Source organism: Pseudoruegeria sp. SK021 (genome assembly GCF_002119405.1).
In the GTDB taxonomy this organism is placed as follows: Bacteria; Pseudomonadota; Alphaproteobacteria; order Rhodobacterales; family Rhodobacteraceae; genus Meridianimarinicoccus.
In genome coordinates this window covers 14,170-39,513 of record NZ_MTBG01000017.1, presented here as the reverse complement: position 1 = coordinate 39,513, position 25,344 = coordinate 14,170, and the positions used below count along the sequence as shown (strand labels likewise).

At 60.6% G+C, this 25,344-nt stretch carries 25 protein-coding genes; 9 read left to right on the top strand and 16 right to left on the bottom strand.

What is annotated here, in order from left to right:
* Nucleotides 1–11 precede the first annotated feature (11 nt).
* Complete coding sequence (locus BV911_RS11575; RefSeq protein WP_086053809.1) at nucleotides 12–755, bottom strand: ComF family protein; 744 nt, start codon at nucleotides 753–755, stop codon at nucleotides 12–14.
* A gap of 31 nt (nucleotides 756–786) precedes the next feature.
* On the opposite strand from BV911_RS11575, the gene BV911_RS11570 reads away from it, so the two are divergent.
* Nucleotides 787–1,629, top strand: a complete 843-nt coding sequence (locus tag BV911_RS11570) for an SAM-dependent methyltransferase (protein ID WP_086053774.1) — start codon at nucleotides 787–789, stop codon at nucleotides 1,627–1,629.
* Nucleotides 1,630–1,688: 59 nt separating this feature from the next.
* Nucleotides 1,689–2,768, top strand: coding sequence for a ferrochelatase (gene hemH, locus BV911_RS11565; RefSeq protein WP_086053773.1), 1,080 nt, complete (start codon nucleotides 1,689–1,691; stop codon nucleotides 2,766–2,768).
* Nucleotides 2,769–2,863: 95 nt separating this feature from the next.
* Here the strand turns inward: hemH and BV911_RS11560 are convergent, their stop codons facing one another.
* Nucleotides 2,864–3,043 carry a hypothetical protein gene (locus BV911_RS11560; protein ID WP_086053772.1) on the bottom strand — a complete coding sequence of 60 codons (180 nt, stop codon included), beginning with the start codon at nucleotides 3,041–3,043 and terminating at the stop codon, nucleotides 2,864–2,866.
* Nucleotides 3,044–3,192: 149 nt separating this feature from the next.
* On the bottom strand, nucleotides 3,193–3,810 hold the full coding sequence (locus BV911_RS11555; RefSeq protein WP_086053771.1) for a L,D-transpeptidase: 618 nt from the start codon (nucleotides 3,808–3,810) through the stop codon (nucleotides 3,193–3,195).
* A gap of 280 nt (nucleotides 3,811–4,090) precedes the next feature.
* Here BV911_RS11555 and BV911_RS11550 point away from each other — a divergent pair, with 280 nt between their 5' ends.
* Nucleotides 4,091–4,477, top strand: coding sequence for a CAP domain-containing protein (locus BV911_RS11550; RefSeq protein ID WP_371588117.1), 387 nt, complete (start codon nucleotides 4,091–4,093; stop codon nucleotides 4,475–4,477).
* Between the two features lie 97 nt (nucleotides 4,478–4,574).
* Here BV911_RS11550 and BV911_RS11545 read toward each other — a convergent pair whose 3' ends face one another.
* From BV911_RS11545 to BV911_RS11515, 7 genes are all read right to left on the bottom strand, one after another.
* Nucleotides 4,575–5,096, bottom strand: a complete 522-nt coding sequence (locus tag BV911_RS11545; protein ID WP_086053769.1) for a murein L,D-transpeptidase family protein — start codon at nucleotides 5,094–5,096, stop codon at nucleotides 4,575–4,577.
* Between the two features lie 161 nt (nucleotides 5,097–5,257).
* Nucleotides 5,258–6,478 carry a class I SAM-dependent RNA methyltransferase gene (locus tag BV911_RS11540; protein WP_086053768.1) on the bottom strand — a complete coding sequence of 407 codons (1,221 nt, stop codon included), beginning with the start codon at nucleotides 6,476–6,478 and terminating at the stop codon, nucleotides 5,258–5,260.
* A gap of 139 nt (nucleotides 6,479–6,617) precedes the next feature.
* Complete coding sequence (locus BV911_RS11535) at nucleotides 6,618–8,462, bottom strand: ABC transporter ATP-binding protein (protein WP_086053767.1); 1,845 nt, start codon at nucleotides 8,460–8,462, stop codon at nucleotides 6,618–6,620.
* Nucleotides 8,450–10,312 carry an ABC transporter ATP-binding protein gene (locus tag BV911_RS11530; RefSeq protein WP_086053766.1) on the bottom strand — a complete coding sequence of 621 codons (1,863 nt, stop codon included), beginning with the start codon at nucleotides 10,310–10,312 and terminating at the stop codon, nucleotides 8,450–8,452. The genes BV911_RS11535 and BV911_RS11530 overlap by 13 nt, the downstream gene beginning before the upstream one ends.
* 225 nt (nucleotides 10,313–10,537) lie before the next feature.
* Nucleotides 10,538–11,689, bottom strand: coding sequence for a CCA tRNA nucleotidyltransferase (locus BV911_RS11525; RefSeq protein WP_086053765.1), 1,152 nt, complete (start codon nucleotides 11,687–11,689; stop codon nucleotides 10,538–10,540).
* Nucleotides 11,686–12,297, bottom strand: a complete 612-nt coding sequence (locus BV911_RS11520; RefSeq protein WP_086053764.1) for a CoA pyrophosphatase — start codon at nucleotides 12,295–12,297, stop codon at nucleotides 11,686–11,688. Before BV911_RS11520 ends, BV911_RS11525 begins: the two co-directional genes overlap by 4 nt.
* The gene (locus tag BV911_RS11515; RefSeq protein WP_086053763.1) at nucleotides 12,284–13,327 is read right to left on the bottom strand and encodes an Hsp33 family molecular chaperone HslO; all 1,044 of its coding nucleotides are present in this window, start codon (nucleotides 13,325–13,327) and stop codon (nucleotides 12,284–12,286) included. The genes BV911_RS11520 and BV911_RS11515 overlap by 14 nt, the downstream gene beginning before the upstream one ends.
* Nucleotides 13,328–13,398: 71 nt before the next feature.
* Between BV911_RS11515 and BV911_RS11510 the strand changes: the two genes are divergently transcribed.
* A complete protein-coding gene (locus BV911_RS11510) occupies nucleotides 13,399–13,842 on the top strand; it encodes an NUDIX hydrolase (protein WP_086053762.1) in 444 nt (147 codons plus the stop codon).
* A gap of 18 nt (nucleotides 13,843–13,860) precedes the next feature.
* Here BV911_RS11510 and BV911_RS11505 read toward each other — a convergent pair whose 3' ends face one another.
* Nucleotides 13,861–15,129: a PP2C family protein-serine/threonine phosphatase gene (locus tag BV911_RS11505; RefSeq protein ID WP_240512222.1), complete on the bottom strand. Its 1,269-nt coding sequence runs from the start codon at nucleotides 15,127–15,129 to the stop codon at nucleotides 13,861–13,863.
* A gap of 151 nt (nucleotides 15,130–15,280) precedes the next feature.
* Here BV911_RS11505 and BV911_RS11500 point away from each other — a divergent pair, with 151 nt between their 5' ends.
* Nucleotides 15,281–15,628: an Hpt domain-containing protein gene (locus BV911_RS11500; RefSeq protein ID WP_086053761.1), complete on the top strand. Its 348-nt coding sequence runs from the start codon at nucleotides 15,281–15,283 to the stop codon at nucleotides 15,626–15,628.
* An 11-nt stretch (nucleotides 15,629–15,639) separates the two neighbouring features.
* Here BV911_RS11500 and ilvA read toward each other — a convergent pair whose 3' ends face one another.
* Both ilvA and BV911_RS11490 read right to left on the bottom strand, forming a co-directional pair.
* On the bottom strand, nucleotides 15,640–16,887 hold the full coding sequence (gene ilvA / locus BV911_RS11495) for a threonine ammonia-lyase IlvA (RefSeq protein ID WP_086053760.1): 1,248 nt from the start codon (nucleotides 16,885–16,887) through the stop codon (nucleotides 15,640–15,642).
* A gap of 115 nt (nucleotides 16,888–17,002) precedes the next feature.
* Complete coding sequence (locus tag BV911_RS11490; RefSeq protein WP_086053759.1) at nucleotides 17,003–17,827, bottom strand: hypothetical protein; 825 nt, start codon at nucleotides 17,825–17,827, stop codon at nucleotides 17,003–17,005.
* A 231-nt stretch (nucleotides 17,828–18,058) separates the two neighbouring features.
* Here BV911_RS11490 and BV911_RS11485 point away from each other — a divergent pair, with 231 nt between their 5' ends.
* Nucleotides 18,059–19,282: an argininosuccinate synthase gene (locus tag BV911_RS11485; protein ID WP_086053758.1), complete on the top strand. Its 1,224-nt coding sequence runs from the start codon at nucleotides 18,059–18,061 to the stop codon at nucleotides 19,280–19,282.
* 50 nt (nucleotides 19,283–19,332) lie between these two features.
* Here BV911_RS11485 and BV911_RS11480 read toward each other — a convergent pair whose 3' ends face one another.
* Nucleotides 19,333–20,082, bottom strand: a complete 750-nt coding sequence (locus BV911_RS11480; RefSeq protein WP_168184050.1) for an STAS/SEC14 domain-containing protein — start codon at nucleotides 20,080–20,082, stop codon at nucleotides 19,333–19,335.
* A gap of 139 nt (nucleotides 20,083–20,221) precedes the next feature.
* On the opposite strand from BV911_RS11480, the gene BV911_RS11475 reads away from it, so the two are divergent.
* Entirely contained in the window at nucleotides 20,222–20,818 is a 597-nt protein-coding gene (locus BV911_RS11475) for a YfbR-like 5'-deoxynucleotidase (RefSeq protein ID WP_086053756.1), read from the top strand.
* Between the two features lie 18 nt (nucleotides 20,819–20,836).
* On the opposite strand, the gene BV911_RS11470 is transcribed toward BV911_RS11475, so the two are convergent.
* Together BV911_RS11470 and BV911_RS11465 are read right to left on the bottom strand one after the other, a co-directional pair.
* Nucleotides 20,837–21,391, bottom strand: a complete 555-nt coding sequence (locus tag BV911_RS11470; RefSeq protein WP_086053807.1) for an ActR/PrrA/RegA family redox response regulator transcription factor — start codon at nucleotides 21,389–21,391, stop codon at nucleotides 20,837–20,839.
* 75 nt (nucleotides 21,392–21,466) lie between these two features.
* A complete protein-coding gene (locus BV911_RS11465; RefSeq protein WP_086053755.1) occupies nucleotides 21,467–22,078 on the bottom strand; it encodes an SCO family protein in 612 nt (203 codons plus the stop codon).
* A gap of 115 nt (nucleotides 22,079–22,193) precedes the next feature.
* On the opposite strand from BV911_RS11465, the gene regB reads away from it, so the two are divergent.
* Together regB and BV911_RS11455 are read left to right on the top strand one after the other, a co-directional pair.
* The gene (gene regB, locus BV911_RS11460) at nucleotides 22,194–23,588 is read left to right on the top strand and encodes a sensor histidine kinase RegB (RefSeq protein WP_086053754.1); all 1,395 of its coding nucleotides are present in this window, start codon (nucleotides 22,194–22,196) and stop codon (nucleotides 23,586–23,588) included.
* Nucleotides 23,589–23,692: 104 nt separating this feature from the next.
* On the top strand, nucleotides 23,693–25,270 hold the full coding sequence (locus tag BV911_RS11455; RefSeq protein ID WP_086053753.1) for a PAS-domain containing protein: 1,578 nt from the start codon (nucleotides 23,693–23,695) through the stop codon (nucleotides 25,268–25,270).
* Nucleotides 25,271–25,344: the final 74 nt, after the last annotated feature.

Below are 25,344 nucleotides of genomic sequence, written 5' to 3'. Positions count from 1 at the left end.
TCTGCTAACACTTAGGTATCCCGAACAACCCGCGCTAGTGTCAACACGTTGACCTGAGCCGCCCCAGCCCGCACACAGACCTCTGCACAAACGCTCAGTGTTGCGCCTGACGTCATCACATCATCCACCAGCAGAACGGACCGGCCATTGAGCAGCCGCCCGTACCGGTCCGTGACCTTGATTGCCCCGTCCAGATTGGCATATCGCGCCTCAACCCCCATTCCGTCCTGTACCGGGGTTGCCCGCGCTCGCCGCAACAGATCGGGGACACAAGGCAGGCCCAACCGCTTGGCCAGCGCCAACGCCAAAACCGCCGCCTGATTGTACCGCCGCCGCAACAGGCGCCGCCAATGCACCGGCACCGGCACCACAAGGGTATCCGCGTCCAACAGCGGCCCGGCCCGCGCCGCCATCCAGCCAGACACGGCTGGCACCAGATCCAGGCGATCGCCGTGCTTCAGCGCCAGCACCAACCGCCGCGTTCCACCGTCATAGACCATGACAGACCGGCCTTTGCGCCAAGGGTGTTCGACCGCGCGGCAATCATCGCAACGAATCGGTATTCCGGGGTCTTCACCGATCAGCGGTGCACCACATTGATCGCAGGCGACCCCCAAGATGAACGGGGTGTCGCGCCAGCACGCGCCGCACAAGCCGCCGCCCGACTGTACCAATGCGCCGCAGAGCAGACACTGCGGTGGGAAAATCCGATCAAGAAGGTTAGTTTGTGGCAGATCACCGTTTCCTGCGCCCATCTCGCCCCACTGCCCGTTCAAAGGACCCGCCATGGCCAGCGCCCCACCGACCTTGACCGATCAAAGCGCCCTTTGGCGCAACCGGCGTCGCGCCTTTTCCGGGCCCAGCCCCGCGCTTTTCCTGCATGAGGACGCGGCCTGTGAGATTCAGGAAAGACTGGACGAGGTTAACAGGGTGTTTACATCCCCAGCGATTGTCACCGGATTTCCCGAAATCTGGTCTAAAGCGTTTCCAAAGGCCACGGTCGTATCAGACACAGATCTGATCGACCTTACCCCCGGGGCGCATGATCTGGTGATCCACGGTCTGGGGCTGCATTGGGCCAACGACCCGGTCGGGCAACTGGTCCAGTGCCGCCGGGCCCTTGCGCCGGATGGGTTGTTCCTTGGGGTCATGTTCGGCGGCCAAACCCTGCACCAATTGCGCCGCTGCTTGGCCGAAGCGGAAATTGCACTGACCGGTGGCCTATCCCCCCGCGTCGCCCCCATGGGCGAGATCCGCGATCTGGGCGCCCTGCTGCAACGGGCTGGGCTGGCCCTGCCGGTGGCCGATAGTCTGCCGCGCACCGTCACCTACCCGTCGGCTCTGCACCTGATGGCCGACCTGAGGGCCATGGGGGAAACCAATGCTCTCACAGCCCGATCGCGCCGATTCGCGCCCCGGACGCTGTTCGCGCAGGCCGCAGCCCTTTATGCCGCGCATTTTGCCACCCCCGATGGCCGCGTCGAAGCCACCTTCGACATGGTGACCCTAACCGGTTGGGCACCGTCGTCGGATCAACCCAAACCCTTACGCCCCGGCAGTGCCGCCGCCCGGCTGGCAGATGTTTTGGGGGCGCAAGAGCATGCGCTTCCTGACCGCCCCAACGATTGACCCCGCCGGAATTCTCCCTATGTCCGCAGAGATACCCATGTACAAGGATCGACACCGCAATGCCGCAAGATGTGCACGCGCAGCCAGCCCCGATAGCCGCGACGCAGCCCGGGGCGCATCTGCCCAACAATCACCCGCCCGTCGCGCGGCCCAAGATCGGAGTTCTGCTGGCCAATCTGGGAACGCCGGACAATTACGATTACTGGTCGATGCGCCGCTATCTAAGCGAGTTTCTGTCAGATCGCCGGGTGATCGACTACAGCCCGTGGGTCTGGCAACCGCTGTTGCAACTGGTGATTCTCAGCAAACGGCCCCAAAAATCTGGCGCAGCCTATAAGTCGATCTGGAATCACGCCGCCGGGGAAAGCCCGTTGATGACAATCACCAAGGCACAGACCGCCAAGGTTGCCGCCGCGATTGGTGAGTTGCACGGCGCCGATGTAGAGGTCGATTTCTGCATGCGCTACGGCAATCCATCAACCAAATCAAAAGTCCAAAGCCTGATCGACAAAGGCTGCCGGAAGATTCTGTTCTTCCCGCTGTATCCGCAATACGCAGGTGCCACGGTCGCCACCGCCAATGACGCGTTCTTTCGCGCCTTGGAGGCGCCGAAATGGCAACCGGCCGCGCGCACCGTCGCCCCCTATTTCGACCGTCCCAGTTATATTGATGCTCTGGCCCAATCGGTCGAGCGCGCCTATGCCGAAATGGCGGTCAAACCCGACGTTCTGGTGGCCTCATATCATGGCGTGCCGGTGCGGTACTTGACCGAAGGCGACCCCTATCACTGCCAATGTCAAAAAACCTCGCGCCTGCTGAAAGAGCGTCTGGGCTGGGCCGACACCGACATTGTCACCACCTTCCAATCCAAGTTCGGCCCGGAAGAATGGCTCAAGCCTTATACGGTGGAAGAGGTCGCACGCCTTGCTGCGGCCGGGCAGAAGCGCATCGCGGTGATTGCGCCAGCGTTTTCGGCTGATTGCATCGAAACCCTTGAAGAAATTAACGAAGAAATCCGGGAAAGCTTTGAACATGCAGGCGGCGAAAGCTTCACCTATATTCCCTGCCTGAACGATGACAGCGCCCATATTGCAGCATTGGTCGAGGTGATCGAGGACAACCTGACCGGCTGGCTTTAAACGTGTCCACATTGGGCGGGATCACACCCGCCCAAACGCAAAAAGACGGAATCCGAAGATTCCGTCTTTCCGTAGTCTTTGCAGATCAGCTAAAATTAGCTGGCAGCTGCAACACCGACCAGAGCAAGCAGCAGAACCGGGATGATCCAGCCGCCGTCGGAACCGGCAGTTTCTTGTTCGATGATTACAGGCTCGACCATCGGCTCAGCCATGCTTCCAGCGAAAGCATTCGTAGCGGCAACCGACAGCACAGCGGCGAGTGCAAGTTTCTTCATATTAGCCTCCAGATAGTTGCCGCCCATCAGAATATGAGGTGAGGGTAGCGGACGACGGGAATTTCTACCTCGTACTTTCGGTATTGCCGCGCAATTGGAAAAAACGCAACAGATGTTGAACTTCTGCTGCGATGTGATGCATTTAGGCCTCAGATCAGCAGCACCTGAGTGCCAACATTTGTCAGCGAAAACAGCTCTTGAATGTCTTCATTGTAAAGACCGATGCAGCCATTCGATGATGGCCGCCCGATCTTGCGCGTGTCGTGGGTGCCGTGAATACGGTAATATTGCCACGACAGGTACAGCGCGTGGGTGCCCAACGGATTGTCCGGTCCCGGCGGCACATAGGGCGGCCATTCGGGGTTGCGCTTGATCATCGACGGGGTTGGTCGCCAGCTGGGCCCAACGACCTTCTGGGTCACAGACGTCCTGCCCAGCCGGGTCAGATCCGCGGTTTCGGGCACGCTGGTGGGATAGATTTTGAACACGCTCTGATCCTCGGACCAGTAATGCAGCGTGCGCGCCTTCACATCGACCAAGATCGCCCCGTTGTCGAGATTGGCGAAATATGGCTCCCAGTGATGCGCCCGGAAGCCCGAGATATTCCGCGTTGCGTTCTCTGCGGTCGGCACCACGGCCGGCGTCACCAAGGATGTGCTGCTCTGAGCCCAAGCCCCAGACGCAAGCCCGGTTGAAACGCCGCCTGCCAGTGCGGCACCCGTGGCAATAAAACGCCGCCGGGACAGGGGTGAGGTCGATTTGGACATGGACGGTATCCCTTTCTATATGGGGTTACAGGTTATATATGGCTCAAAGGCCTCAATCGCAAATCAAACCTGTATGTGGGGGACTGGTTCAGTTTGTAACACTGTCCAAGCCGCGATATGGCTGCGCCATGCAACTGGAAGGCCCCAAATGAATCGCCGTGGTTTCTCATTAACGTTAGTGGCTCTGGCTGTGTCCGCCTGTGCCCCAACTGGTCCCGTCACAGATCAGGCAGGCGTCTACAAGATCAGATCGAGTGACACGGCTGACATTCAGTACCGAATGCTCGATTCGGTCAATTCTCTGCGTGCGGGCGTCGGCGCACAGCCCTTGACGCTGAATGCCCAACTGACTGCAGCCGCCGAATCGCATGCCCGTGATATGTCGCGGCAAAACCGCGCTTGGCCGTTCGGGTCGGACGGCTCCTCCCCCTACGAGCGGGTCAATCGCGCCGGGTATACCGGATATTTGGTTGGTGAGGTCTATGCGCAGACCTTCGAAACAGAGCTCGAAGTTTTGGCCGCGTGGGTTCAAGACGGTGCATGGGGGGATGAAATTCTGAACAGTCAGGCCAACGAGATGGGATTCGCTTGGACCCAAGACCCGTCGGGCCTGATCTGGTGGGATATCATTCTCGGCGATAACAGCCTGGTCCAGCCGTCAATCTAACGCGCCTTCCCCGCCCGAATGACAGGTCTCTGTCTTCGGGCGGGATCGCGGATGCAGCGCCAACGCATCAGCATTGGCACTGCCTTCTCGGAAGCAATCAGGGCGCGATGTAGATCGGCGTCCCGTCCTTCACCATCGCATAGATCTCTTCCATTTCAGCATTGGTGACCGCAATACATCCGGCGGTCCAATCCGCAGCAGAGGTCCGGCGCTTGGCCTCGCCATGGATGAAAATATCGCCTCCCGGATCGACGCCTGCCGCCTCGGCCTTCGCCACATCCTGTTGGTTTGGATAAGAAATTCCAATCGACAGGTGGAACTGACTGTTCGGATTGCGGCGATCGATCAAATAGTACCCTTCCGGTGTCCTACCATCGCCACGCACCGTTTTCGGCCCGTCCGGCGCAAACCCCAAGTCCATGTCGTAAGTCTTGATCACGTCGATACCGCTGAGAAGGTAAAGCTTGCGCCGTTCTTTTGATACATAAAGCTGAGTCACTTCAGGGCCCCTGTAGGCCTTGAACTTGGAATTGCCACCCTGACCCGACTGATCAGAACGGCCGCATCCGGCGACGGCAAGACCTGCCACGACCAGAATCCCGTAGATGAATGCACGCATTTTGCTGCCTATTTTTTTATACTGCCTAAGCAGAATGGTACGGAAGAACACCGACCCTCGGAAGATGCTATCGCCCAATAGACAACAAAATTTAAATCTGTCACTAAATTGCAGTGCAAGTCGCGGCACCCCTTTCTTCGTGGCGGACCAAGACGTCCCGCCTAGCTTCGGGACAGTTGTGCGGCCATTTCCACATGCGCAGACCAACGGAACTGATCCACAACCTGCACCCAATCCAGCGTGTAGCCCCCTGCCACCAACGTCGCCAGATCCCGTGCGAATGTCACAGGGTTGCACGACACCATGGCAATGCGCGGCACCGTTGACCGGGCCAACTCGGTGACCTGAGCAGCAGCTCCGGCCCGCGGCGGATCAATCACCACCGCCCCAAACCGGGCCAATTCGTCCGGCAAAAGCGGACGCCGGAACAGATCTCTGGTCTCGACCGTCAGTGCATGCAAGCCGCCAACGCCGCGCCAACCGGCCGCCAATGCCGCGGTCATCGCCTCATCGCTCTCAACGGCCTTCACGTCGGCCTGACTGGACAATGGCAATGCGAAGGTGCCGCAGCCCGCGAACAGATCCGCAACACGGGACGCCGAACCCACGGCTTCTGTCACCGCGGCCAGCAAGGCCGCTTCACCCGCCAGGGTTGCTTGCAAAAAGGCCCCCGGGGGCGGAACCACCCGGGCGGCTCCGAAATGCAGAAACGGTGACTGCGCCATCAGAATGACTTCGCCGTCCCAGCTTAGCCGCGCGATTGGATGTCCGGCAATCGCCTGCGCCAATCCGGCCTCAAGATCGCGGTCCAGCGGCTTGCCACCGGTCACGGCCACATCAGCGCCCGCTTCCGTGTCCGTCACGGCAAAGCTGATCTCGCCCTTCCGGGACCCTGCCAGAATCGTCAGATCCTCCAGCACCGGCAACAGTGCCCGAAGCGCGTCAGTCAGAACATGACATTCCGGCACCGCCGTCAGGGTGCCCGACTGACGACCGTGAAATCCGACCACAGCGCCTTTCTTGGTGCGTCTGCCCGCCAAAGTCGCCCGACGCCGCGACCGTTCGGGCGAGGTCTGGATTGGCCGCATCTCCGCCGTAAGCCCCTGGGCCGCAAGAGCCGCCGCCACCACCGACTGCTTCCAGTCGGCGACAAAACCGTCTGTCGCATGCAGCAAGGCACAGCCACCGCATGTTGCGTAATGCGGACAGCGCGGTCGAATCCGCAGTTCAGAGGGGGTGACAATCTTCGGCGCGGCGATCTTGTCGCCGAGAACATTGCCCTCAATCACCTCACCCGGAAGGGTGCGTGGCACAAACACAGGTCCTTCGGCGATCCCGTCGCCCAAATGGCCCAGCCGGTCGATGGTCACGGTGCGGATCATAGCGACACCAAAGGGTATGCAGCGGTCATAGGCGTCGATCCTCACAGGGGTACGGGGTCAGCCCTTGCCTCTACCTGACCAAGGCGTCCGAAGAAAGCCCCACCAACAATCGCTGCGACGGCGAAAAGCTTGACCTGTGTCACTCGGCCGCCTCGGTATCCACAATGAAGCCACCGGACTGACGCTGCCAATACCGGGCGTAAATTCCGCCTTGCTCCAGCAACGCATCATGGGTGCCCTGTTCGACGATGCGCCCGGCCTCAAGCACGATGATCCGGTCCATCTGCGCCAAGGTCGACAAGCGGTGCGCGATGGCAACGACGGTTTTACCCTCCATCACCCGCTCTAGCGCCGACTGGATCGACGCCTCGACCTCACTGTCCAATGCGCTGGTCGCTTCGTCCAGCACCAGAATCGGCGCATCCTTCACGATGGCCCGGGCCAGAGCAATCCGCTGCCGCTGCCCACCCGACAGTTTGACACCGCGCTCGCCCAGATGCGCATCATAGCCGCGCCGCCCCTTATGGTCTTCCAAACCGAGGATGAAGTCATGCGCCTCGGCCTTGCGCGCCGCCGCGATCATCTCGGCCTCGCTGGCATCGGGGCGACCATACAGGATGTTGTCCCGGGCCGACCGATTGAACATCGCGGTTTCCTGCGTGACCATGCCGATCCGGCGCCGCAGGCTTTCTTGAGTCAGGTCGCGCAAATCATGGCCCCCAACCGAAACCCGCCCCGTCTCGGGATCGTAAAGCCGCAGCAACAACGCCACGAGCGTTGACTTGCCCGCCCCCGACGGACCCACGACACCCAGCTTCTCGCCCGCGCCAACCGATAGGGTCAGATCCATGACCCCGCCCGTATCGCGGCCATAGGCGAACGTGACATTGTCATAGCCGATCGGCCCGGCCTCGGCGGACAGTTCCACTGCGTTGCCATGATCGGTCAGCCCATGCGGCGGGGTCAGGGTGTGCATCCCGTCCTCGACCTCGCCCAGATTGGAATAAATGCCCATCAACGTGAAGCTGACCCAGCCGGTCATTTGCGCAATGCGGATCGCAATCGCACCCGATGCGGCAATATCGCCTGCCGTGGCCAGCCCGTGGGTCCATAAGATCAACGCCCCGCCCACCAGCAGCACCGGCAACAGACCCGCCAAAGCCATCAGGGCAAACCGAAACAGCGACGACAACCCGCCGAACGCCAAGGCCCGCTCGCGGAAGCGGCCCATCGCATCCAGCGCCACCCGATCCTCATGTTCGGCATGGGCAAATAACTTGACCGTCCGCATGTTGGTCACCGTATCGACGACCTGCCCGGTCACCAGCGCCCGCGCCGCCGCCCGCCCCATGGAGCTGCCGCGAATCCGCGGCATGAACCACGTGATCAGCGCCAGATAAGCGACCAGCCACACCATCAAGGCCAAACCGATCCAGCCATCGATGGTCGCCAATAACAGCGCCGACGCCACCAGCGAGGCCAGCGCAAAGCAGATGACGTTGATAAATTCGGCCGTAACATCCGTAACAGCACGGGCCGTCTGCATCTGTTTCTGCGCTATGCGCCCGGCAAAATCATTGTCGAAAAAGGTCACGGCCTGCCCAAGGGTCCAGCGGTGCAACCGCGACAACACCAAAGGTTGCACATTCGGACCGATCAGGATGCCGTTCGCCGCCGCCGACAGCCCAAAGACCAGCGGCCGAAGCAGCACGAAAAAGACCAGACTGCCCGCCACCAATGGCCACTGGCTTGAGAAAAAGCTGTCCGGCCCCGAAGACAGCGCCGCGTCGATGACCCAGCCGAGGATCACCGCCGTGACCACCTCCAGCGCTCCCGCCAAGGCCGAGATACCAGCCGACCACGCCAACACACCGAATGCGCCCGACAAGGCCCAGCGAAAGAACGCCCCCAATTGCCGGGGGGGTGGCCCCTCTGCCGGACGGAACGCATCAATCCAACTGCCGATCCGGGTCACATAGCGCATTCCGCTGCCTCCTTCGCTGGGTCTGTTTTCAGGAAACCGCCCGATTGATGCGCCCAGAAACCGGCATAAATACCGCCCCGGGCCAACAGATCGTCATGGGTTCCTTGTTCTGCAATCTGGCCATCATCCAAGACCAGAATCCGGTCCATCCGCGCGATGGTCGACAGCCGATGCGCCACCGCGATCACGGTCTTGCCCTGCATCATCCCATAGAGCGTTTCTTGGATGGCGGCCTCAACCTCACTATCCAGCGCACTGGTGGCTTCGTCCAACACCAAGATCGGGGCGTCTTTCAAGATCACGCGGGCCAGCACGATCCGCTGCCGCTGACCGCCGGACAGTTTCACACCACGCTCACCAACTTGGGCATCATAACCGCTGCGCCCTTCGGAATCGCGCAGTCCCAGAATGAACTCATGCGCCTCGGCCTTCTGGGCGGCGGCGATCATGTCGGCCTCGGTTGCGTCTGGCCGCCCATAAAGAACGTTGTCGCGGACCGAGCGGTGCAGTAGCGAACTATCCTGCTGCACAACGCCAATCGCCGCCCGCAGGCTTTCTTGCTGGACCGCATCAATCGGCTGACCGTCGATCTCGATCCGGCCCGATTCAGTATCGTAGAACCGCAGCAACAGCTTGACGAGCGTCGACTTTCCGGACCCCGAGCGCCCGATCAAGCCAATCTTTTCGCCCGGGTTCAAGGTAAAGCTAACATCCTGCAATCCCCCCGCGCCGCGTCCGTAATGATGGCTCAAGTTCGAGACCGTGATCTTGCCCTCCGTCACATCCAACGGCGGTGCGTTCGGCCGATCCAGCAGTGCAATCGGCTGTGCGATCGTTTCCATACCCTCGGCCACGACCCCCAGATTGCGAAACAGGCTAGAGACCGCAGCCATGATCCAGCCCGCCATTCCATTCAGCCGCAGGGTCAGCGCCACAGCGGTGGCCACCACGCCAACCGTGGCCGACCCATGGCTCCATAGAAACAACGCCCAGCCGACCACACCGACGATCAACACCCCGTTCAGAACGGTCAGCGACACATCCATGATCGTGAAGATCCGCATCTCACGGGAAAAGGTCTGGCGTGTCCGTTCGATCGCCTCATGTGCAAAGGCCAGTTCGCGCCGGTGATGGGCGAACATCTTGACCGAATGGATGTTGGAATAGGTGTCGACAATCCGCCCTGTGGTCATCGAGCGCGCATCCGACGCCGCTTTTGACGCGGGGCCCACCCGGGTCATCGTCCAGCGGGTCAACCCGGCATACAGCGCCAGCCAGACGATCAACGGCACCGCCAGTCGCGGATCGGCATCGCCCAGAATCAGCGTGGCGCCGATGAAATAGGCGATCGCAAAGGACAGAGCATCGAACACTTGGAACACGGCTTCACCGGCCGCTGGCGGGGCCTGCATAATCCGGTTGGCAATCCGGCCCGCGAAATCATTCTCGAACCACCCCACCGACTGGCGCAGCACATGGCCATGCGCCCGCCACCGAAACAGCGTTCCGAAATTGGGCAAAATGGCGTTGTTCAGCAGCAGAACCTGAAGCCCCTGCACCACAGGGCGCAACACCAAGATTGCCAGCGTCACAAGGATCAATTCGACACTATGGGCCGCCCAGAACGCCGCAGGCCCGGCTCCGCCCAGCAAATCGACCAGACGGCCCATATAGTAGATCAGCCCGACCTCGCCCGCCGCCACCAGTACCGACAACAACCCTGTGGCGATAAACACCCCACGGAAGGGCCGGGAATAATTGCGCAGAAACGGCCACAACCGTCGCGGCGGCGTGTCCTGTTCGGCATACGAAACGTAGGGATCCACAAGGGTTTCAAAAAAACGGAACATGGGGGAAATGGCTCTGACTGGCAGGGGCGACACCGTTACCTAGCGCGTTTCCCCGGCAAGGGAAACCTCAGCCAAGGCAAGGGCGCGCCACGCGGCACAGCACCGCCATATCCGGCCAGTCGGTGCCGGATTAAAGGTCACGCCTCCTGCGCACAGCGGCTCTTTCGCGCAATCTGGTCGCCGCGACTGTAACACCCCCGCGCCACGGGGGAACACACGCGCGGATCAATCCAGCGCCAGTAACCCGTCCCGGTCAAGCGTCAGGTCCGACGCGATCCAGTGCTGCTGCAATTGCTTCAGACGCGCGCCAAGCGCCGGGCCGGTAAAAGCGGGCATCAAATCAGACGCCGAGATCGGAAACTGCGCTGCGGCCCCCCGGGCCACGGCTTCAGCCCAGCCAAATGGCAGCCCTCCCCCAATCAGCGCCGCCCGCAGCACCCCAATATCCCACGCGACAGCCGCGCCAAAACGCCAAGCTAGCGTGGCCGCGCTTGCCCCGTCAGACACGCCCGCGCGCAACTGCGCCCCGGTCCGCGCATCCGCCCGACTGAGACGAAGCCGCTGCGCCGGGTCCGGCCCGCCCAAAGCCACCATCCGCCGTAGCGGATCCGGAGCGAGGCCAGCCTCCGTCTCCAGCGCGACAAGCACCGTCAGCCCGTCAGGCACAGCCCCCGGCATCACCCGCGCCAGCACGCCAGACTGCGCCATGGCCGCCACGGCAGGTGCCGGATCGGGCGCCGCCAACAGCTTGCGCAATTCCTGCCAGATCCGTTCCGCAGGCAGCCGATCAAGGCCGTCCACCCCGGCCGCACAGGCCGCAAGCCCCTCGGCGTCTATTCCCTCAGCCGGATCCGCATACCAAGCATGAAAGCGAAAGAACCGCAGGATCCGCAAATAATCTTCGGCAATCCGCGCAAGTGCGTCGCCAATGAACCGTACCCGGCCCGCCTGCAGGTCTTCCAGTCCGCCAATCGGATCCAAAACCTGACCGCAGCGATCAGCATAAAGCGCGTTCATGGTGAAATCGCGCCGCTGCGCATCTTCGTCCATTCGCGTGGAGAACTGCACCACTGCGCGGCGACCATCAGTCTCGACATCCCGGCGAAAGGTTGTGACTTCAAAGCCGCGCCCACCCGAGACCACCGTGACCGTGCCATGCTCGATCCCGGTCGGAACGGCTTTCAGACCGGCAGCCTCGACCGCCGCAATCACCGCCTCCGGCACGGCATCGGTCGCCAAGTCCAGATCACTGGCGGCACGACCCAACACCGCGTTGCGGACACAGCCGCCGACGAACAACACCCGGTGCCCGGCCAGCGCATCAAAGACCGCCTGCACCTGAGAATCGTTCAGCCATGGCGCGGTTAGCCGGGTCACCGTGCGCTCCGCTCTGCCAGCATCCGCAGGATCCGCGCGGTCGCGCCCCAGATGTAATAGGGTCCGTACGGCACCGTGTAATACAAGCGCCGTTGCCCCCGCCAACGGCGGCCTTCGATCCGAAAGCGGGAAGCATCCGTGACATGCGCCAAAGGAACGGTAAAGATCTCGGCGACCTCGCCCAGCTCAGCCACAAGGCGGAATGGCGCAGTAATCTGCGCCACCACCGGCACCACGTCAAATCCGGTGACGGTTTCATGACTGGGCAAACGGCCTAAAATGTCCACCAAGCCCGAGGGCAGGCCGACTTCTTCGCGGGCCTCGCGCAGCGCCGCGGCTTCGGGGCCGTCATCATCCGGGTCCAGCTTGCCGCCCGGAAAGGCGATCTGTCCCGGGTGATGGCGCAACCGGGACGACCGTTTGGTCAAAAGAACCTGCCAACCTGACGGGTCATCGATCAGCCCGACCAGCACCGCCGCTTTGCGCAGCGCCCGCCCTTCAGGCGGAACGCTGCCCGGGTTCAGATCGTAATCCGACGACCCAAATGCAGGGTCAACCGGGCCTGCCAGCGCGATGCGCAGAGGCCCGATCGGATCATTCCCGGTCATCGGGTCCGTCGGCCGTCGGTCCACCCGGCTGCTCGGTCGCAGCCCCATCCGGTCCAGTCTTCGCTTCAAAACCGACGGTCTGTGGGTCAATCTCGTAATGCGCACCGCAAAACTGGCAATCCGCAGTAACGATGCCTTCGGGCGTGGTCATGTACGCGATGTCTTTGGCCGAGTAGATCGACAGGCTTTGACGGACCCGATCCTCGCTACATGTACAGCCGAATTGCACCGGCTGCGGATCGTAGACGCGCGGTTGCTCTTCGTGGAAAAGACGCACCAAAAGCTCGGTCGGTTGCACACTGGGGCCAACCAATTCCAACGCATCCACCGTGTCCAGCAGTACGTTCACCCGGTTCCAGTTCTCTTCCTGAGTCGCGTCCAACAGGTCGTTCGAGGCCAGCAACCCACCCTCGCCAGAGCCACCGCCAGTGGCATAGGGCGAGGCTTTGGGCATATGCTGCAACATCACACCACCGGCGCGCCAGCCGGACCGGCCACCCGCCTCTTGCGAGGTGCCAAACGACAACTCGAACCGGGTCGGAAGCTGCTCAGACTGAGCGAAATAGGTTTCCGCGCAGGCGCGCAACGATCCGCCGGCAATCGGGGTGATGCCTTGATAGGGCGTGGTGCCTTCGCCTTGATCAATCAGAACGGCGAAATAGCCCTTTCCGATCTGCGAAAACGGATCCGCATCGGTCAATGCGTCGGCATCAAAACTGGCATAACCCCGCACCCGGGCCGGCTCTCCAGAAGCCGAGGGGCCATAGTAATCCGTTGCAATCAGCCGCGCCGGTCCGTTGCCACGCACCTGCAATGACAGCTTCCAGCGCAGATCGATGGTCTGGCCAATCAACGCGGTCAGCAAGGCCATCTCGGCCACGAGGGCCGCAATTTGTGGCGGATAATTGTGCTGAGCCAAGACGTTGTCCAGCACGCCATCCAGCCGCGCGACCCGGCCGCGGATATCGGCACGGTCAAGTTGAAAAGGAAGGACGGTGTCGTCCCAAGCGATTTTTGTTCCAATGGTCATGGGGTTTCCTTTGCCCGTTGAGTTGGGCATACCGCCTCCATATAGGCACGACAACCGGAGGTCCAAGACCGATGCGCAGATTTGGCGATCCTGCTGTGACCGGTACAGTCTATACACGCCGCCCCGGGGCCTATGCGGTGTTGCTGCGCGGCGGTGATGTTTTGCTGACCCACCAGATGTCACCCGTGCCTGAATTTCAGCTTCCGGGCGGCGGGATCGACCCCGGAGAGCACCCGGTGCACGCCTTACATCGCGAGGTGTTCGAGGAAACCGGTTGGCGGATGGCGGCGGCGCGGCGGATCGGCAGCTATCGGCGGTTTACCTTCATGCCCGAGTACGATCTGTGGGCCGAAAAGGTCTGTACCATCTACCTCGCGCGGCCAGTCCGTCGGCTGGGACCGCCGTCTGAACCCGGTCACACCGCCGTCTGGATGCCCATAGAGACCGCGGCGACCAAGGTGGCCAGCCCCGGCGATCGGGCCGCCCTGCGCCGGGTACTGTCCGGGGTCGTCTAAACCCAAATCGCGCGCCGATCATCCGCCCGCCCCACGATATTCAAACAGCACAGCCGACACGTCGTCGGGAAAATTGTCATTGCCGTGAAAGACGATCAGGTCGCGGACTAAGGCCTCTAAAAGGGCAGGGCCGGTGGCGGCGTGGTTACGGGACAGCATCTCAACCAGCCCGTCATCATCCAGCATCGGGCTTTGCACCCCTGGGCATTCCGTGATCCCGTCAGAACACATCAGCAGCCGATCCCCCGGGTTCAGACGGAACCGAAACTGGTCATACCGTGCATTTTCAATCAACCCAACCGGCAAGCCGCCATGGCCGTGAAACTCAATCCGTCCGTCCTTGCGTTGCACCAATGGATGCGGGTGCCCGGCCTGCGACATGACCACTTCGCCGCTGTCCAGATCCAGAACACCGATGCAGATCGTGAAATAGTGCTCGGTCTCGATGGACGATGACATCAGATTGTTGAACCGTTGCACCACATCTTTTGGCGGCAGAACACGGTACCGATCATCGGCCACATGGCTCAGGGCAATATTGTGTTCCGGCGCGCTGGTCGACAGGTGCCCCGCAAGCCGTGCCGTCATCAGCGCCGATGCGATCCCATGCCCGGACACATCCAGCGAATACAGCCCCAACTGGGTTGGGCTGGCGCGAAAGACACCGGCCAGATCGCCGCCAACCCGTCCGCTGGCCCGCAGCAACAAAGACACCGACCCGGCGTCGAATTCCAGATGGCGCTCGCGCATCAAGGATTGCTGCAACTTGCTGGCCTCGACCAGATCGCGGTCGATCTGATCATACAGCACCTGCAATTCGGTCAGAGTCTCACCAATCAGACGATTTTTTCGGGTCAGTTCGTGCTGCATGGCGATGATCCGCCCTCCGGCCCTGATCCGGGCACGCAGTTCATCCCCATTCACTGGTTTGCTCAGGAAATCATCGGCACCGCGATCCAACCCTTCGGCGATCTCGGCCTGTTCGGTCTTCGATGTCAGCAGAATGAAATACACGTAATCTCGGTCACACCGCGTCCGCAGCGCCATGCACAGGTCCGGCCCGGTCATGCCGGGCATCATCCAATCACTGACTACCAGATCGAATGTCTGCACCGCGGCCATTTCCAGCGCGGCCTCACCGCTTGCGGCCTCGGATACCCGATACCCCGACCGCCGCAATTGCGACGCCAGCAACAAGCGCTGCGCCCGGCTGTCATCGACCACCAGAATGCGCATGTCTTCGTCAATATCTGCGGCTTCGGCGGGCCGTCGCCGCACTGCTTGCATGATCCCGCCTCCCACATCTGCACCAGTGGTGGCATGCCCGGCTTAAGAATGCATGAAGCCCCGCATTCGACCGAAATCGGCAATCCTCCGTTAAGGCGGTTCGTTTAACGTCAGGGAAGATTTTAGCAGCACAGCCGTTAAAGGATCGGATATGAATTGGGCACGAGTACAAGACCTTCGACGAGAGGTCGGCGAAGACGCGTTTTCCGAAGTCGTGGCGTTGTTTTTGGAAGAAACCGAATCGGTGGCGCAAACACTGCGCGCGCCGTCACCCGCCACTCCGCTGACGCCGGGTGATCTGGAAGATTTGATGCATTTCCTGAAAGGTGCCGCCCTGAACCTTGGCTTCGACGAATTGGCCCGCCTGTGCCAAACCGCCGAAGTCGACGCCCGCACGGGCACCAGCGCCGAAATCGACATTACCCCAATTCTCAACGCCTATGATCAGTCCAAATCCGACCTTTTGGCCGGACTGCCGCGCCTTGGCGCCGTCGCCTGAGCCTTGAGAGGCTAGATCAGGAACTCGGACAGGGTCTGGTTTTGGGTGATGTCTTCATAGATGAATCCCTTGGCATCCAGCCGAGCGAACAAATCGGTGAAATTCGCCGCCTCGGCGGTTTCAATCCCAATCAAGACCGACCCGAAATTCCGGGCTGATTTCTTTAAGTACTCGAACCGGGCGATATCGTCATCTGGCCCCAGCAACGACAGGAACTCACGCAGGGCCCCCGGACGTTGCGGCAGGCGCAGCACAAAGTACTTCTTCACCCCGGAAAACCGCAGGGCCCGTTCCTTCACCTCTGGCAACCGCTCGAAATCGAAGTTCCCGCCCGAGGTCACACAGACCACGGTCTTGCCTGCGATTTCGCCCGCCAGATCGGTCAGCGCATCGACCGCCAAGGCTCCGGCTGGCTCCAACACGATCCCTTCAATGTTCAACACTTCGATCAGGGTGGCGCATATTCTGTCTTCGGGCGCGGTCAGGACCTGTGCCAGCGGCACATCGGACAAGGCCGCATAGGTACGATCGCCAATCCGCGCCACCGCCGCCCCATCGACGAAATTATCAACCTTCTTCAGGGTGACCGGGCCGCCCCCCGCCAGAGCCGCCGTCAGACTGGCCCCGCCGGCCGGCTCAACCAGCCGCAGCGCCACATCCGGGGCCGCCTCGGCCAAGAACATCCGCACACCCGAGGCCAATCCGCCGCCACCAACCGGCAGAACCACCACATCCGGCGCCGCCCCCAATTGATCCAGAATCTCCACCGCGACCGAGGCCTGACCCTCAATCACATCATCATCATCGAACGGCGACAGGAAATGCCCGCCGATCCCCGCACAATAGTCCTGCGCGGCGGCCAGCGTATCGTCGAAATAATCCCCGACCAGCTTGATCGTGATCGCCTCGCCCCCGAAGGTCCGGGTTTTGAGGATCTTCTGCTGCGGCGTCGTTACCGGCATAAAGATTGTTCCGCGTACGCCGAAGTGGCGGCAGGCAAACGCCACGCCCTGCGCGTGATTTCCGGCGCTGGCACAGACGAACTGGCCTTGATCGGGGGTGTCCGCCCGCACCTTGCGCATGGCGTTGAATGCGCCCCGAATTTTATAGGACCGCACCGGTGACAGATCCTCGCGCTTCAACCAAATATCGGCGTTGAAGCGGCGGGACAAAAACTCATTGCGCTGCAAGGGCGTCGGCGGAAACAGCGCACGCATACGGGCGGTGGCGGCAAGGGCCGCGTCGGAAAAACTGGTCATGGCTCAGAAGTGCCCCGATTGCGTGCCCTTGGCAAGCGCGTCTTCGGGCAGCAGGCAGTCGGCACCGCCCCGACCCTGCTGCTGTGGCCTCCTGTGCGCGGTGCCCATCATCCTCCTACAGCATCAGGACCCGCTTCTGGACAAAATAGCCGTAAAGCGTGGTCAAGACGCTGGCGGCCACCACGGTGCAGAGTACCTGAAACACCGCATTCGCAACGATAAACAGCGCCGTGGGCAACACGAACGCCAGCAAGATCATCGGCAACCATGCCACCAAGCTGGCCACCACGCCCCACAACAGCAGGCCCAGACACAGCCCGGTCTGGCCCCGGGTTGCCTCCCACGCGCCGCGCAGCCCCAACCGCTGTCCAATCGCGGCGGCAGGCAATGCCACCGACAACCTAAGCACGAACGGATACACCAAGACCACGCAACCAACCGCCAACAGGAAAGACAGCGCCAACCCAAAGGCCGAATCACCGAACAGGGTCAGCACCAAAAGCACAGCCAATCCGACGACAGCGGTGGCGGCCACGCTGGCCAAAACGATCAAGATCAACTGCCCCAGATACCCAAGCACCCGGTCCATCGGCACCGTCGCCGAGAACCGGCCGGGCCGTTCTTCCAGCAGAACATAGCGATGCCACGCCACCAGCACCCACAAGCCAATCGCCGATTGCACGATGCCCGCCAGAATCAACAGCGGGGAATTGACGCTGACGATCTCGGCCTCCACCGCAGCGGCACCTGAGGGCGCGTCCGTAGATGGGTCAAGCGCCGAGAAATCCATCACCACCGGATCTGGGCTGATCCCAAACAGCCAAAGCGCCAAAGGCACAAGCGCCGCAAACGCGATCATCGGCGCGCTCAGCCGCAGGACATCGCCCAGATTGGTAACGACCATCATGATGGCGTGGCGCAAAATTCGGAAAGACAGCATCGAGGACCCTTTTCATCGCTTCCTTCCCGGACCCTACTGCAGCCAGACAAGGCTGCAAAGCGTGCGGTTGGGGGCGAGTCCGATCCTGAAACGGTCCGATCCAAGTCCGACGAAAGTCCGATAAAAGTCCGACGCACCGTTCGGTGGGATTTGGCCCTGTGTTGCGGGATCCTTGCCCCCTCGTCGAAACGCCGCTAAACCCGGGTCCGACCCAGTTTCCGGAGTACCGAAATGTCCGCCCCCAAGAAAGTTGTCCTCGCCTATTCAGGCGGCCTCGATACCTCGATCATCCTGAAATGGCTTGAGATCGAATATGGTTGCGAAGTGGTGACCTTCACCGCCGATCTCGGCCAGGGCGAAGAACTGGAACCAGCGCGCAAAAAAGCAGAACTGCTTGGCGTTAAACCAGAAAATATCTTCATCGAAGATGTTCGGGAAGAATTCGTGCGCGATTTCGTGTTCCCGATGTTCCGTGCTAACGCTGTTTATGAAGGGCTCTATCTGCTGGGCACCTCCATCGCGCGGCCGCTGATTTCCAAGCGCCTGATCGAGATCGCGGAAGAAACCGGCGCCGATGCCGTCGCCCACGGCGCGACCGGCAAGGGCAACGACCAGGTCCGGTTCGAACTCTCTGCCTATGCCCTGAACCCCGACATCAAGGTAATCGCGCCGTGGCGCGAATGGGATTTGTCCAGCCGAACCAAACTGTTGGAGTTCGCCGAGACCCACCAGATCCCGATCGCTAAGGATAAACGCGGCGAAGCCCCGTTCTCGGTTGACGCGAATCTTCTGCACACCTCGTCCGAAGGCAAGGTTCTGGAAAACCCGGCCGAAGACGCGCCCGATTATGTCTACCAGCGCACCGTCGCCCCGGAAAACGCCCCGGACACCCCGGAATTCATCGAAGTCACCTTCGAAAAGGGTGACGCCGTCGCCATCAACGGCGAGGCCATGAGCCCCGCCACAATTCTGACAAAGCTCAATGAATTGGGCGGCAAGCACGGCTGCGGACGCCTTGATCTGGTCGAAGGACGCTTCGTTGGCATGAAGTCGCGCGGCATTTACGAAACGCCGGGCGGCACCCTTTTGCTCGAAGCCCATCGCGGCATCGAACAGATCACGCTGGACCGTGGCGCCGCGCACCTGAAAGACGAACTGATGCCCCGGTATGCCGAGCTGATTTATAACGGCTTCTGGTACAGCCCCGAGCGCGAGATGCTCCAAGCGGCCATCGACCACAGCCAAAAGCACGTGACGGGAACAGTTCGCCTCAAGCTTTACAAGGGTTTGGCACGGACCGTCGGGCGCTGGTCCGATCATTCGCTCTATTCGGAAAGCCACGTCACGTTTGAAGACGATGCTGGTGCCTACGATCAGAAAGACGCGGCAGGCTTCATCAAACTCAACGCCCTCCGCCTGCGTCTGCTGGCGATGCGGGACCGTCGTCTCGGTTAATCCGACACCCATATACCCACGGCTGGCCTATGCTGGCCGTGGATTGCTTTTTAAGCGTCGTCGCCGCTGATCCACAGCCGCGCCTCGGCCATTTCAGAATTGCCAAAGACATGGACCCGACCCGGAATCAACGGGGCGAATACCCGGGTGCCATGCCGAATCCACTCCAGATCCGACACCACCGCAATCTTGGAGAAGGCGCTAAGATTCATCATTCCTACCCGCGCATCGCTCCAAACCGCGCCGGGGGTCATTGATTTGAACTCTGGCCCGATCTGGTACAGACATTTGACCTTCGGGTGATCCTGCAACTTGCGCTCAATCAGCGGCACGATTGTATCGTGGTAATCCTTGGCGCTGATGACGCCACGTACAGAGATTCCAATTACATCCGGTGGCAGGTCCGTCAGGATCGTGACGTGATTGGGCGCATCCATCGGCGCGGCGACCCATTCCAGTGCAGCATCCAACGCCGATCCGGGAAACACCCGGATCTCGGCAAACAGGAAGTGCTTCGCAATTTTCGGCGCAACATCCAGAACGCGTGAATCCGACACCAAAGCAATCTTGGCAACCATTTTGTGGTGGTCACGCAAAAAGGACAAATGCCCAACGAGAGCCGAAAAATCCCGCCATCCGGGGAATTCGGCCGCATGCACAACGAGGTTCGGGATCTGATCGGACTCATTCACCATCGTATTGAATGTCTCGGTCAGCCTGTCGAAATCATCCCGAGCAAGCTTTCCGGATGGCTCCACGATCAGGCAATTCCGGCCGTCGTCACGGGTAATGGTCATCATGTGCTCTCTCCTCTTCCTGACACAAACATAGGTGCGGTCAGCCAATTTTTGAATGATCCATCCCACGCTGGCAGCTTCTGGCCTTTTCCCCAGCCCGATATTGCGGTTACACCCAGCCCGGGTCACCCGAGGAGAGTTCATGACCAAATCGCCCCCCCGCGCATGGCAACGGATGCTGTCTGGCCGCAGACTTGATCTGCTGGACCCGACGCCGATGGATATTGAGGTCGAGGATATTGCCCACGGACTGGCCTTCGTGGCCCGCTGGAATGGCCAGACAATCGGCGCACACGCCTACTCCGTCGCCGAACATTCCTTATTGGTCGAAAATCTGTTCGGTCGGATTGCCCCGACGGCTCCGGCCAAATGGCGCTTGGCGGCTCTGCTGCATGATGCGGCAGAATATGTCATCGGCGATATGATCTCACCGGTCAAATCCGCCATCGGCCCCAAATACAGCGATCTTGAGGCGCGTTTATCAGCGGCGATCCATACACGGTTCGGCCTGCCCGCCGAGTTGCCCGAACAAGTCAGGAAACAGATCAAGCGGGCCGACCGGATCTCGGCATGGATGGAAGCCACGCGTATCGCGGGATTTTCTGAAACCGAGGCTGCCAAGTTCTTTCGACCGCCCCCTTCAACCTTAATTGAAGGGCTAGACGTGACGTTGCGGCCTCCGACCGAATGCCGGACGGCCTTTACCGCCCGCCACGCGACCTTGCTTGGTCAGTGTTAGTGTCGTAGCCCGTTGCGCTCAGCGCGGGCTGCGTTTGGCGAGGATACGTTGCAGCGTCCGGCGGTGCATGTTCAGGCGGCGCGCGGTTTCGGATACGTTGCGGTCACAGAGTTCATAGACCCGCTGGATGTGTTCCCACCGGACCCGATCCGCAGACATCGGATTTTCCGGCGGCGGTGGCAATTCATCCAATCGGGCCAAAAGGGCCGAGGTGATGTCATTGGCATCGGCCGGCTTCGACAGGTAGTCGGTCGCGCCGATCTTCACCGCAGCAACTGCCGTGGCGATGGCACCGTATCCGGTCAGGACTACAACCCGGCAATCAGGTCGTTTGGCGCGCAAAACTTCGACCACATCCAGACCGTTACCGTCTTCGAGGCGCAGGTCTACCACCGCATAGGCCGGAGGCCGGGCTGTTGCGATCGCTTTACCAGCGGCCACGGAGCCGGCATTTTCGACCACGAACCCGCGTTTTTCCATGGCTCGGGTCAGGCGTTTCAGAAACGGTTCATCGTCGTCGACCAGCAAAAGTGTCGGGTCGTCCCCAATATCCCCAAGGTCCTGTTCCGACATGTCCATCTCCGAGTTTGGTTTCCGCCGGGTCTATCCCGTCACGTGTCGCGCGTCAATTTCACTCAGAGCGACGACTTAACTCTGTTTTATGAAACAGCCAGCACGATCTGCGATCTGGGTCGGCGTCAGGTCACGTCGGAAGACGTCTACAAAGCCAACTTCCGGTAGGACGAGGTAGGTGAAGGTCGAATGATCGACCAGATAATAAGGGTCGCTTTCCGGTCCTTGAACCTTAAAAAACGTCTTATACGCTTGGCTTGCGCCCTTAATCTGCGCAGGCGTGCCGGTCAACCCGATGGCCCGGTCATGCATGGCCTCGGCATAGGTGCCCACCACCTCGGGCGTGTCCCGCTGGGGGTCGACCGTGATGAACACAGGCGTGGCCGAGATGCCACGTTCTGCCAGAATGTCGACGGCTTCAGCATTGCGCATCATGTCCATCGGGCACACGTCCGGGCAGAACGTGTAGCCAAAATAGATCAAGGCCGGCTCTGTGATGACTTCGGCCTCCGTGACCGCCTGCCCTGAGGAATCGATTAAGGTAAACGGCCCTCCGATCGCGCCACCGCTGCTGCTGCCGCACGAGGCGAAGGCGTCAGTCTCACGGGGCAACAGAACAAAGACCAAGCTGCCTCCCAACAGGCACAGGATCAAAACCGCAGCCGATATGGCGACAAATCGGGCCATTGAAACAATCCTTTCGCCTTCCTCACAAGGATCCTATTCTGATCCTGCCGTGACTTAGCAGACGGCCGCGAAACAGACCACCTGACGCAATCCCGGCGACCAAGGGGCCACACCGATGCCCAACCGTATGAATTACCCATTCGCCCCCGAGGCACGCAGCCATTGGATTCGATTGCGAACCTTGGTTGTCCTGCGCTGGATCGCCATCTCGGGGCAGTTGATCACGATCACCGTGGCGCAATACGCCTTTGCCCTGAACCTGCAATTTGGCCTGTGCTACTTGGCTGTGGGCGCATCGGTCATTTCCAACCTCTTTGCCGTCTATATTTTTCCTGAGAACAAGCGCCTAAGCGAAGGCGAAGTTGTGTCGATGCTGCTTTTCGACATCTCGCAACTCAGTTTCCTCCTGTTCCTGACCGGAGGCCTGAACAATCCCTTCGCTCTTCTGATCCTCGCGCCCGTCACGATCTCGGCCTCTGCGCTTCAGTTGCGGTCTACGGTGCTGCTTGGCGGCGTCGCTTTTCTGCTGATTACCGGGGTTGCGATCTTCAACTTCCCGCTGACCAACCGTCTCGGCGTGGTCATGGATATGCCGCCGGACTTTCTGTTGGGGTTTTGGGTCGCTATTGTAATCGGCCTTGTTTTCATTGCCGGATACGCCCGCCGGATCAGCATAGAGATCAATGCGATGTCTGATGCGATCCTGGCGACGCAGATGGCCCTGGAACGCGAGCAGAAACTGACCGACCTTGGTGGCGTGGTGGCCGCCGCCGCGCATGAGCTTGGAACACCTCTCGCGACCATCAAGCTGGTCAGTTCGGAAATGTACGACGAATTGGAAGACCCGGACCAACGGGCCGATGCCGGTCTGATCCGTGACCAGGCCGATCGCTGCCGAGATATTCTGCGATCCATGGGCCGGGCCGGGAAAGACGACAAGCATATGCAATATGCCCCGCTTGAAACCGTGATCCATGAAGCCGCAGAGCCCCATACCGAGCGCGGCAAAAGAGTTCGGTTTTCCATAGCCCCGACGCTGGATGGCGAAAGCCTGCAACCGCAGATCAAGCGGCAACCGGAAATCATCCACGGGCTGCGCAACCTGATGCAAAACGCTGTCGATTTTGCGGATAGCACCGTCTGGGTCGATGCAATGTGGACCAGCGCCTCCATTCGAATTCGGATCAGTGATGATGGTCAGGGCTATCCCGCCCACGTGATCGGACGCCTTGGCGACCCCTTCCTGCGAAGCCGAAAGTCGGACTCCGAGGTCGCGAAACGGCCAGAATACGAAGGGATGGGCCTTGGATTGTTTATCGCAAAAACGCTGCTAGAACGAACCGGCGCCGAATTGACGTTCTATAACGGTTCTGACCCCTTCCTAAACTCGGAAGAGCGCCCAGACCGCTCAGGCGCCATCGTCGAGGTTCATTGGCGGCGGGAACGGATTGCGACGCGCGAAGATGAAAAAATCGGGGCACTTGGCCTGAACCAACCGCTGGCGCCATAACTGACCTTTCCTGATTTTAGGTTTAACTTATCCTTAACGGTCCTCATTAAAGATAGTTAAGGGGCTTGCCGTGCCGGGGGGCCGGGACTTGCCGTGTGGTTAGCATGTTTGACTTTCACACTCATATTGCCAGCGGACTGATCGCGTCTGTGTCTGCAACCTTGGCAGTCTTTGGCCTCTATCACAGGTGGCGGCGCAAACATTTATCCACATTGGACACAGGCGACACCAAGCCGGAAGACGAAATCGTCTTTCTGTTCGACAATCGCACGCTTGTTGATGCCACCCTGAACGCGCGGGCGCAGATTCCTGCGGAACCCGCTTCAGCCGACGACTGGACCCGGTTTGTCGCGGCTTATTCGCAACGATTTGAAGGCCTAGAGGCGAAATTTCATAATCTGGACAGCGGCGAACATGCCGAGATTTACGAAGACGCCGATGATCCCGACAGCCTGAGGCTGCAGGCGCGACGGGTGGACGGATTATTGCGCATTGTGCTGATCGATCCGGTCGAACATCGACGATCAGATTTGATAGCGCATTTCAGCCTAGCCGCGATGCGAGCCGAATTGACAACCCTGCGCGCCATTGCCGAAAAATCACCTGTCCTGACATGGAAGCAGCGACAGGATGGCACCATCGTCTGGGCCAACAGCGCTTACTTGGATCTGATCCGCAGCGTGGCGGGCGAGGCCGCATTGTTCGCTTGGCCACCCCCTGACATTTTCGCGGAGGCGCACTTTGCCCAAGCCACATCGGATCTGACGCGCCGTGTCCCAATCCCCGCCGCGTCGAAATCGGACAAGTTGTGGTTTGATGTGGTCGTTTTGCATGGCGACGCCGAAAACCTGTGCTTTGCAAGTCCAGCTGACAGGGTCGTCCGCGCAGAATCAGCGCTGAACGAATTCGTGCAGACCCTAACCAAGACCTTTGCCCATCTGACGATCGGCTTGGCCATTTTCGACCGAAATCGCCAGTTGGCCTTGTTTAACCCCGCGTTGATCGACCTGACTGGCCTCCCGGCAGAGCAACTCAGCGGTCGCCCCAGCCTGCATAGCTTCTTGGATGCCCTCCGCGATCGGCAACGCATTCCCGAACCAAAGGATTATAAAAGCTGGCGGCTGCATATCGCCCAGCTTGAAGCCGGGGCCGAAAATGGCACCTATGAGGAGGTGTGGCATTTGTCATCCGGAGAGACCTATCGCGTCACCGGGCGGCCCCATCCCGACGGAGCCGTCGCCTATGTCTTTGAAGATATTTCCCTCGAAGTCTCGATGACGCGAAGCTTTCGGTCGGAAATCGAAATCAGCCAATCCGTGCTCGACAATATCGACACCGCAGTCGCGGCGTTTAGTCGGGACGGCGCGCTCAGCCTGTGCAACCAATCCTACACCTCCCTGTGGACCTCCGATCCGGAAACATCGCTGGCATCGGCCAGTTTCGGGCAGGCTCTTGATCTGTGGCAATCCCGCTGCCGTGCCGATGAGGCGTGGGACGACATCGCAAATTCGGTTCTGAACAGCACCGGACGGTCGCCTTGGGCAGGAAAAGTCGTGATGCAGGATGGGACGGTTCTGTTGTGCCGGGTCCGGGCTTTGACGGCGGGCGGGACGCTTGTATCCTTCGATCGCCTTGACCAGAACAGGGATCAAGCCCTCCCCAGCCAACGTGCGATTGCCTGACCGGCAGGCAATCGCACCAAACACCGCGCACCCAGTCCATTAAAATCTGGAACAGATCGCGACACGATGGCCCC

What these genes read in the sequence shown, in the direction of transcription:
- BV911_RS11575 (WP_086053809.1), bottom strand. Translation starts at nt 755, where the DNA reads ATGGGCGCAGGAAACGGTGATCTGCCACAAACTAACCTTCTTGATCGG.
- BV911_RS11570 (WP_086053774.1), top strand. Translation starts at nt 787, where the DNA reads ATGGCCAGCGCCCCACCGACCTTGACCGATCAAAGCGCCCTTTGGCGC.
- hemH (WP_086053773.1), top strand. Translation starts at nt 1,689, where the DNA reads ATGCCGCAAGATGTGCACGCGCAGCCAGCCCCGATAGCCGCGACGCAG.
- BV911_RS11560 (WP_086053772.1), bottom strand. Translation starts at nt 3,043, where the DNA reads ATGAAGAAACTTGCACTCGCCGCTGTGCTGTCGGTTGCCGCTACGAAT.
- BV911_RS11555 (WP_086053771.1), bottom strand. Translation starts at nt 3,810, where the DNA reads ATGTCCAAATCGACCTCACCCCTGTCCCGGCGGCGTTTTATTGCCACG.
- BV911_RS11550 (WP_371588117.1), top strand. Translation starts at nt 4,091, where the DNA reads ATGCTCGATTCGGTCAATTCTCTGCGTGCGGGCGTCGGCGCACAGCCC.
- BV911_RS11545 (WP_086053769.1), bottom strand. Translation starts at nt 5,096, where the DNA reads ATGCGTGCATTCATCTACGGGATTCTGGTCGTGGCAGGTCTTGCCGTC.
- BV911_RS11540 (WP_086053768.1), bottom strand. Translation starts at nt 6,478, where the DNA reads ATGATCCGCACCGTGACCATCGACCGGCTGGGCCATTTGGGCGACGGG.
- BV911_RS11535 (WP_086053767.1), bottom strand. Translation starts at nt 8,462, where the DNA reads ATGCGCTATGTGACCCGGATCGGCAGTTGGATTGATGCGTTCCGTCCG.
- BV911_RS11530 (WP_086053766.1), bottom strand. Translation starts at nt 10,312, where the DNA reads ATGTTCCGTTTTTTTGAAACCCTTGTGGATCCCTACGTTTCGTATGCC.
- BV911_RS11520 (WP_086053764.1), bottom strand. Translation starts at nt 12,297, where the DNA reads ATGACCGGGAATGATCCGATCGGGCCTCTGCGCATCGCGCTGGCAGGC.
- BV911_RS11515 (WP_086053763.1), bottom strand. Translation starts at nt 13,327, where the DNA reads ATGACCATTGGAACAAAAATCGCTTGGGACGACACCGTCCTTCCTTTT.
- BV911_RS11510 (WP_086053762.1), top strand. Translation starts at nt 13,399, where the DNA reads ATGCGCAGATTTGGCGATCCTGCTGTGACCGGTACAGTCTATACACGC.
- BV911_RS11505 (WP_240512222.1), bottom strand. Translation starts at nt 15,129, where the DNA reads ATGCAAGCAGTGCGGCGACGGCCCGCCGAAGCCGCAGATATTGACGAA.
- BV911_RS11500 (WP_086053761.1), top strand. Translation starts at nt 15,281, where the DNA reads ATGAATTGGGCACGAGTACAAGACCTTCGACGAGAGGTCGGCGAAGAC.
- ilvA (WP_086053760.1), bottom strand. Translation starts at nt 16,887, where the DNA reads ATGACCAGTTTTTCCGACGCGGCCCTTGCCGCCACCGCCCGTATGCGT.
- BV911_RS11490 (WP_086053759.1), bottom strand. Translation starts at nt 17,827, where the DNA reads ATGCTGTCTTTCCGAATTTTGCGCCACGCCATCATGATGGTCGTTACC.
- BV911_RS11485 (WP_086053758.1), top strand. Translation starts at nt 18,059, where the DNA reads ATGTCCGCCCCCAAGAAAGTTGTCCTCGCCTATTCAGGCGGCCTCGAT.
- BV911_RS11480 (WP_168184050.1), bottom strand. Translation starts at nt 20,082, where the DNA reads ATGATGACCATTACCCGTGACGACGGCCGGAATTGCCTGATCGTGGAG.
- BV911_RS11475 (WP_086053756.1), top strand. Translation starts at nt 20,222, where the DNA reads ATGACCAAATCGCCCCCCCGCGCATGGCAACGGATGCTGTCTGGCCGC.
- BV911_RS11470 (WP_086053807.1), bottom strand. Translation starts at nt 21,391, where the DNA reads ATGTCGGAACAGGACCTTGGGGATATTGGGGACGACCCGACACTTTTG.
- BV911_RS11465 (WP_086053755.1), bottom strand. Translation starts at nt 22,078, where the DNA reads ATGGCCCGATTTGTCGCCATATCGGCTGCGGTTTTGATCCTGTGCCTG.
- regB (WP_086053754.1), top strand. Translation starts at nt 22,194, where the DNA reads ATGCCCAACCGTATGAATTACCCATTCGCCCCCGAGGCACGCAGCCAT.
- BV911_RS11455 (WP_086053753.1), top strand. Translation starts at nt 23,693, where the DNA reads ATGTTTGACTTTCACACTCATATTGCCAGCGGACTGATCGCGTCTGTG.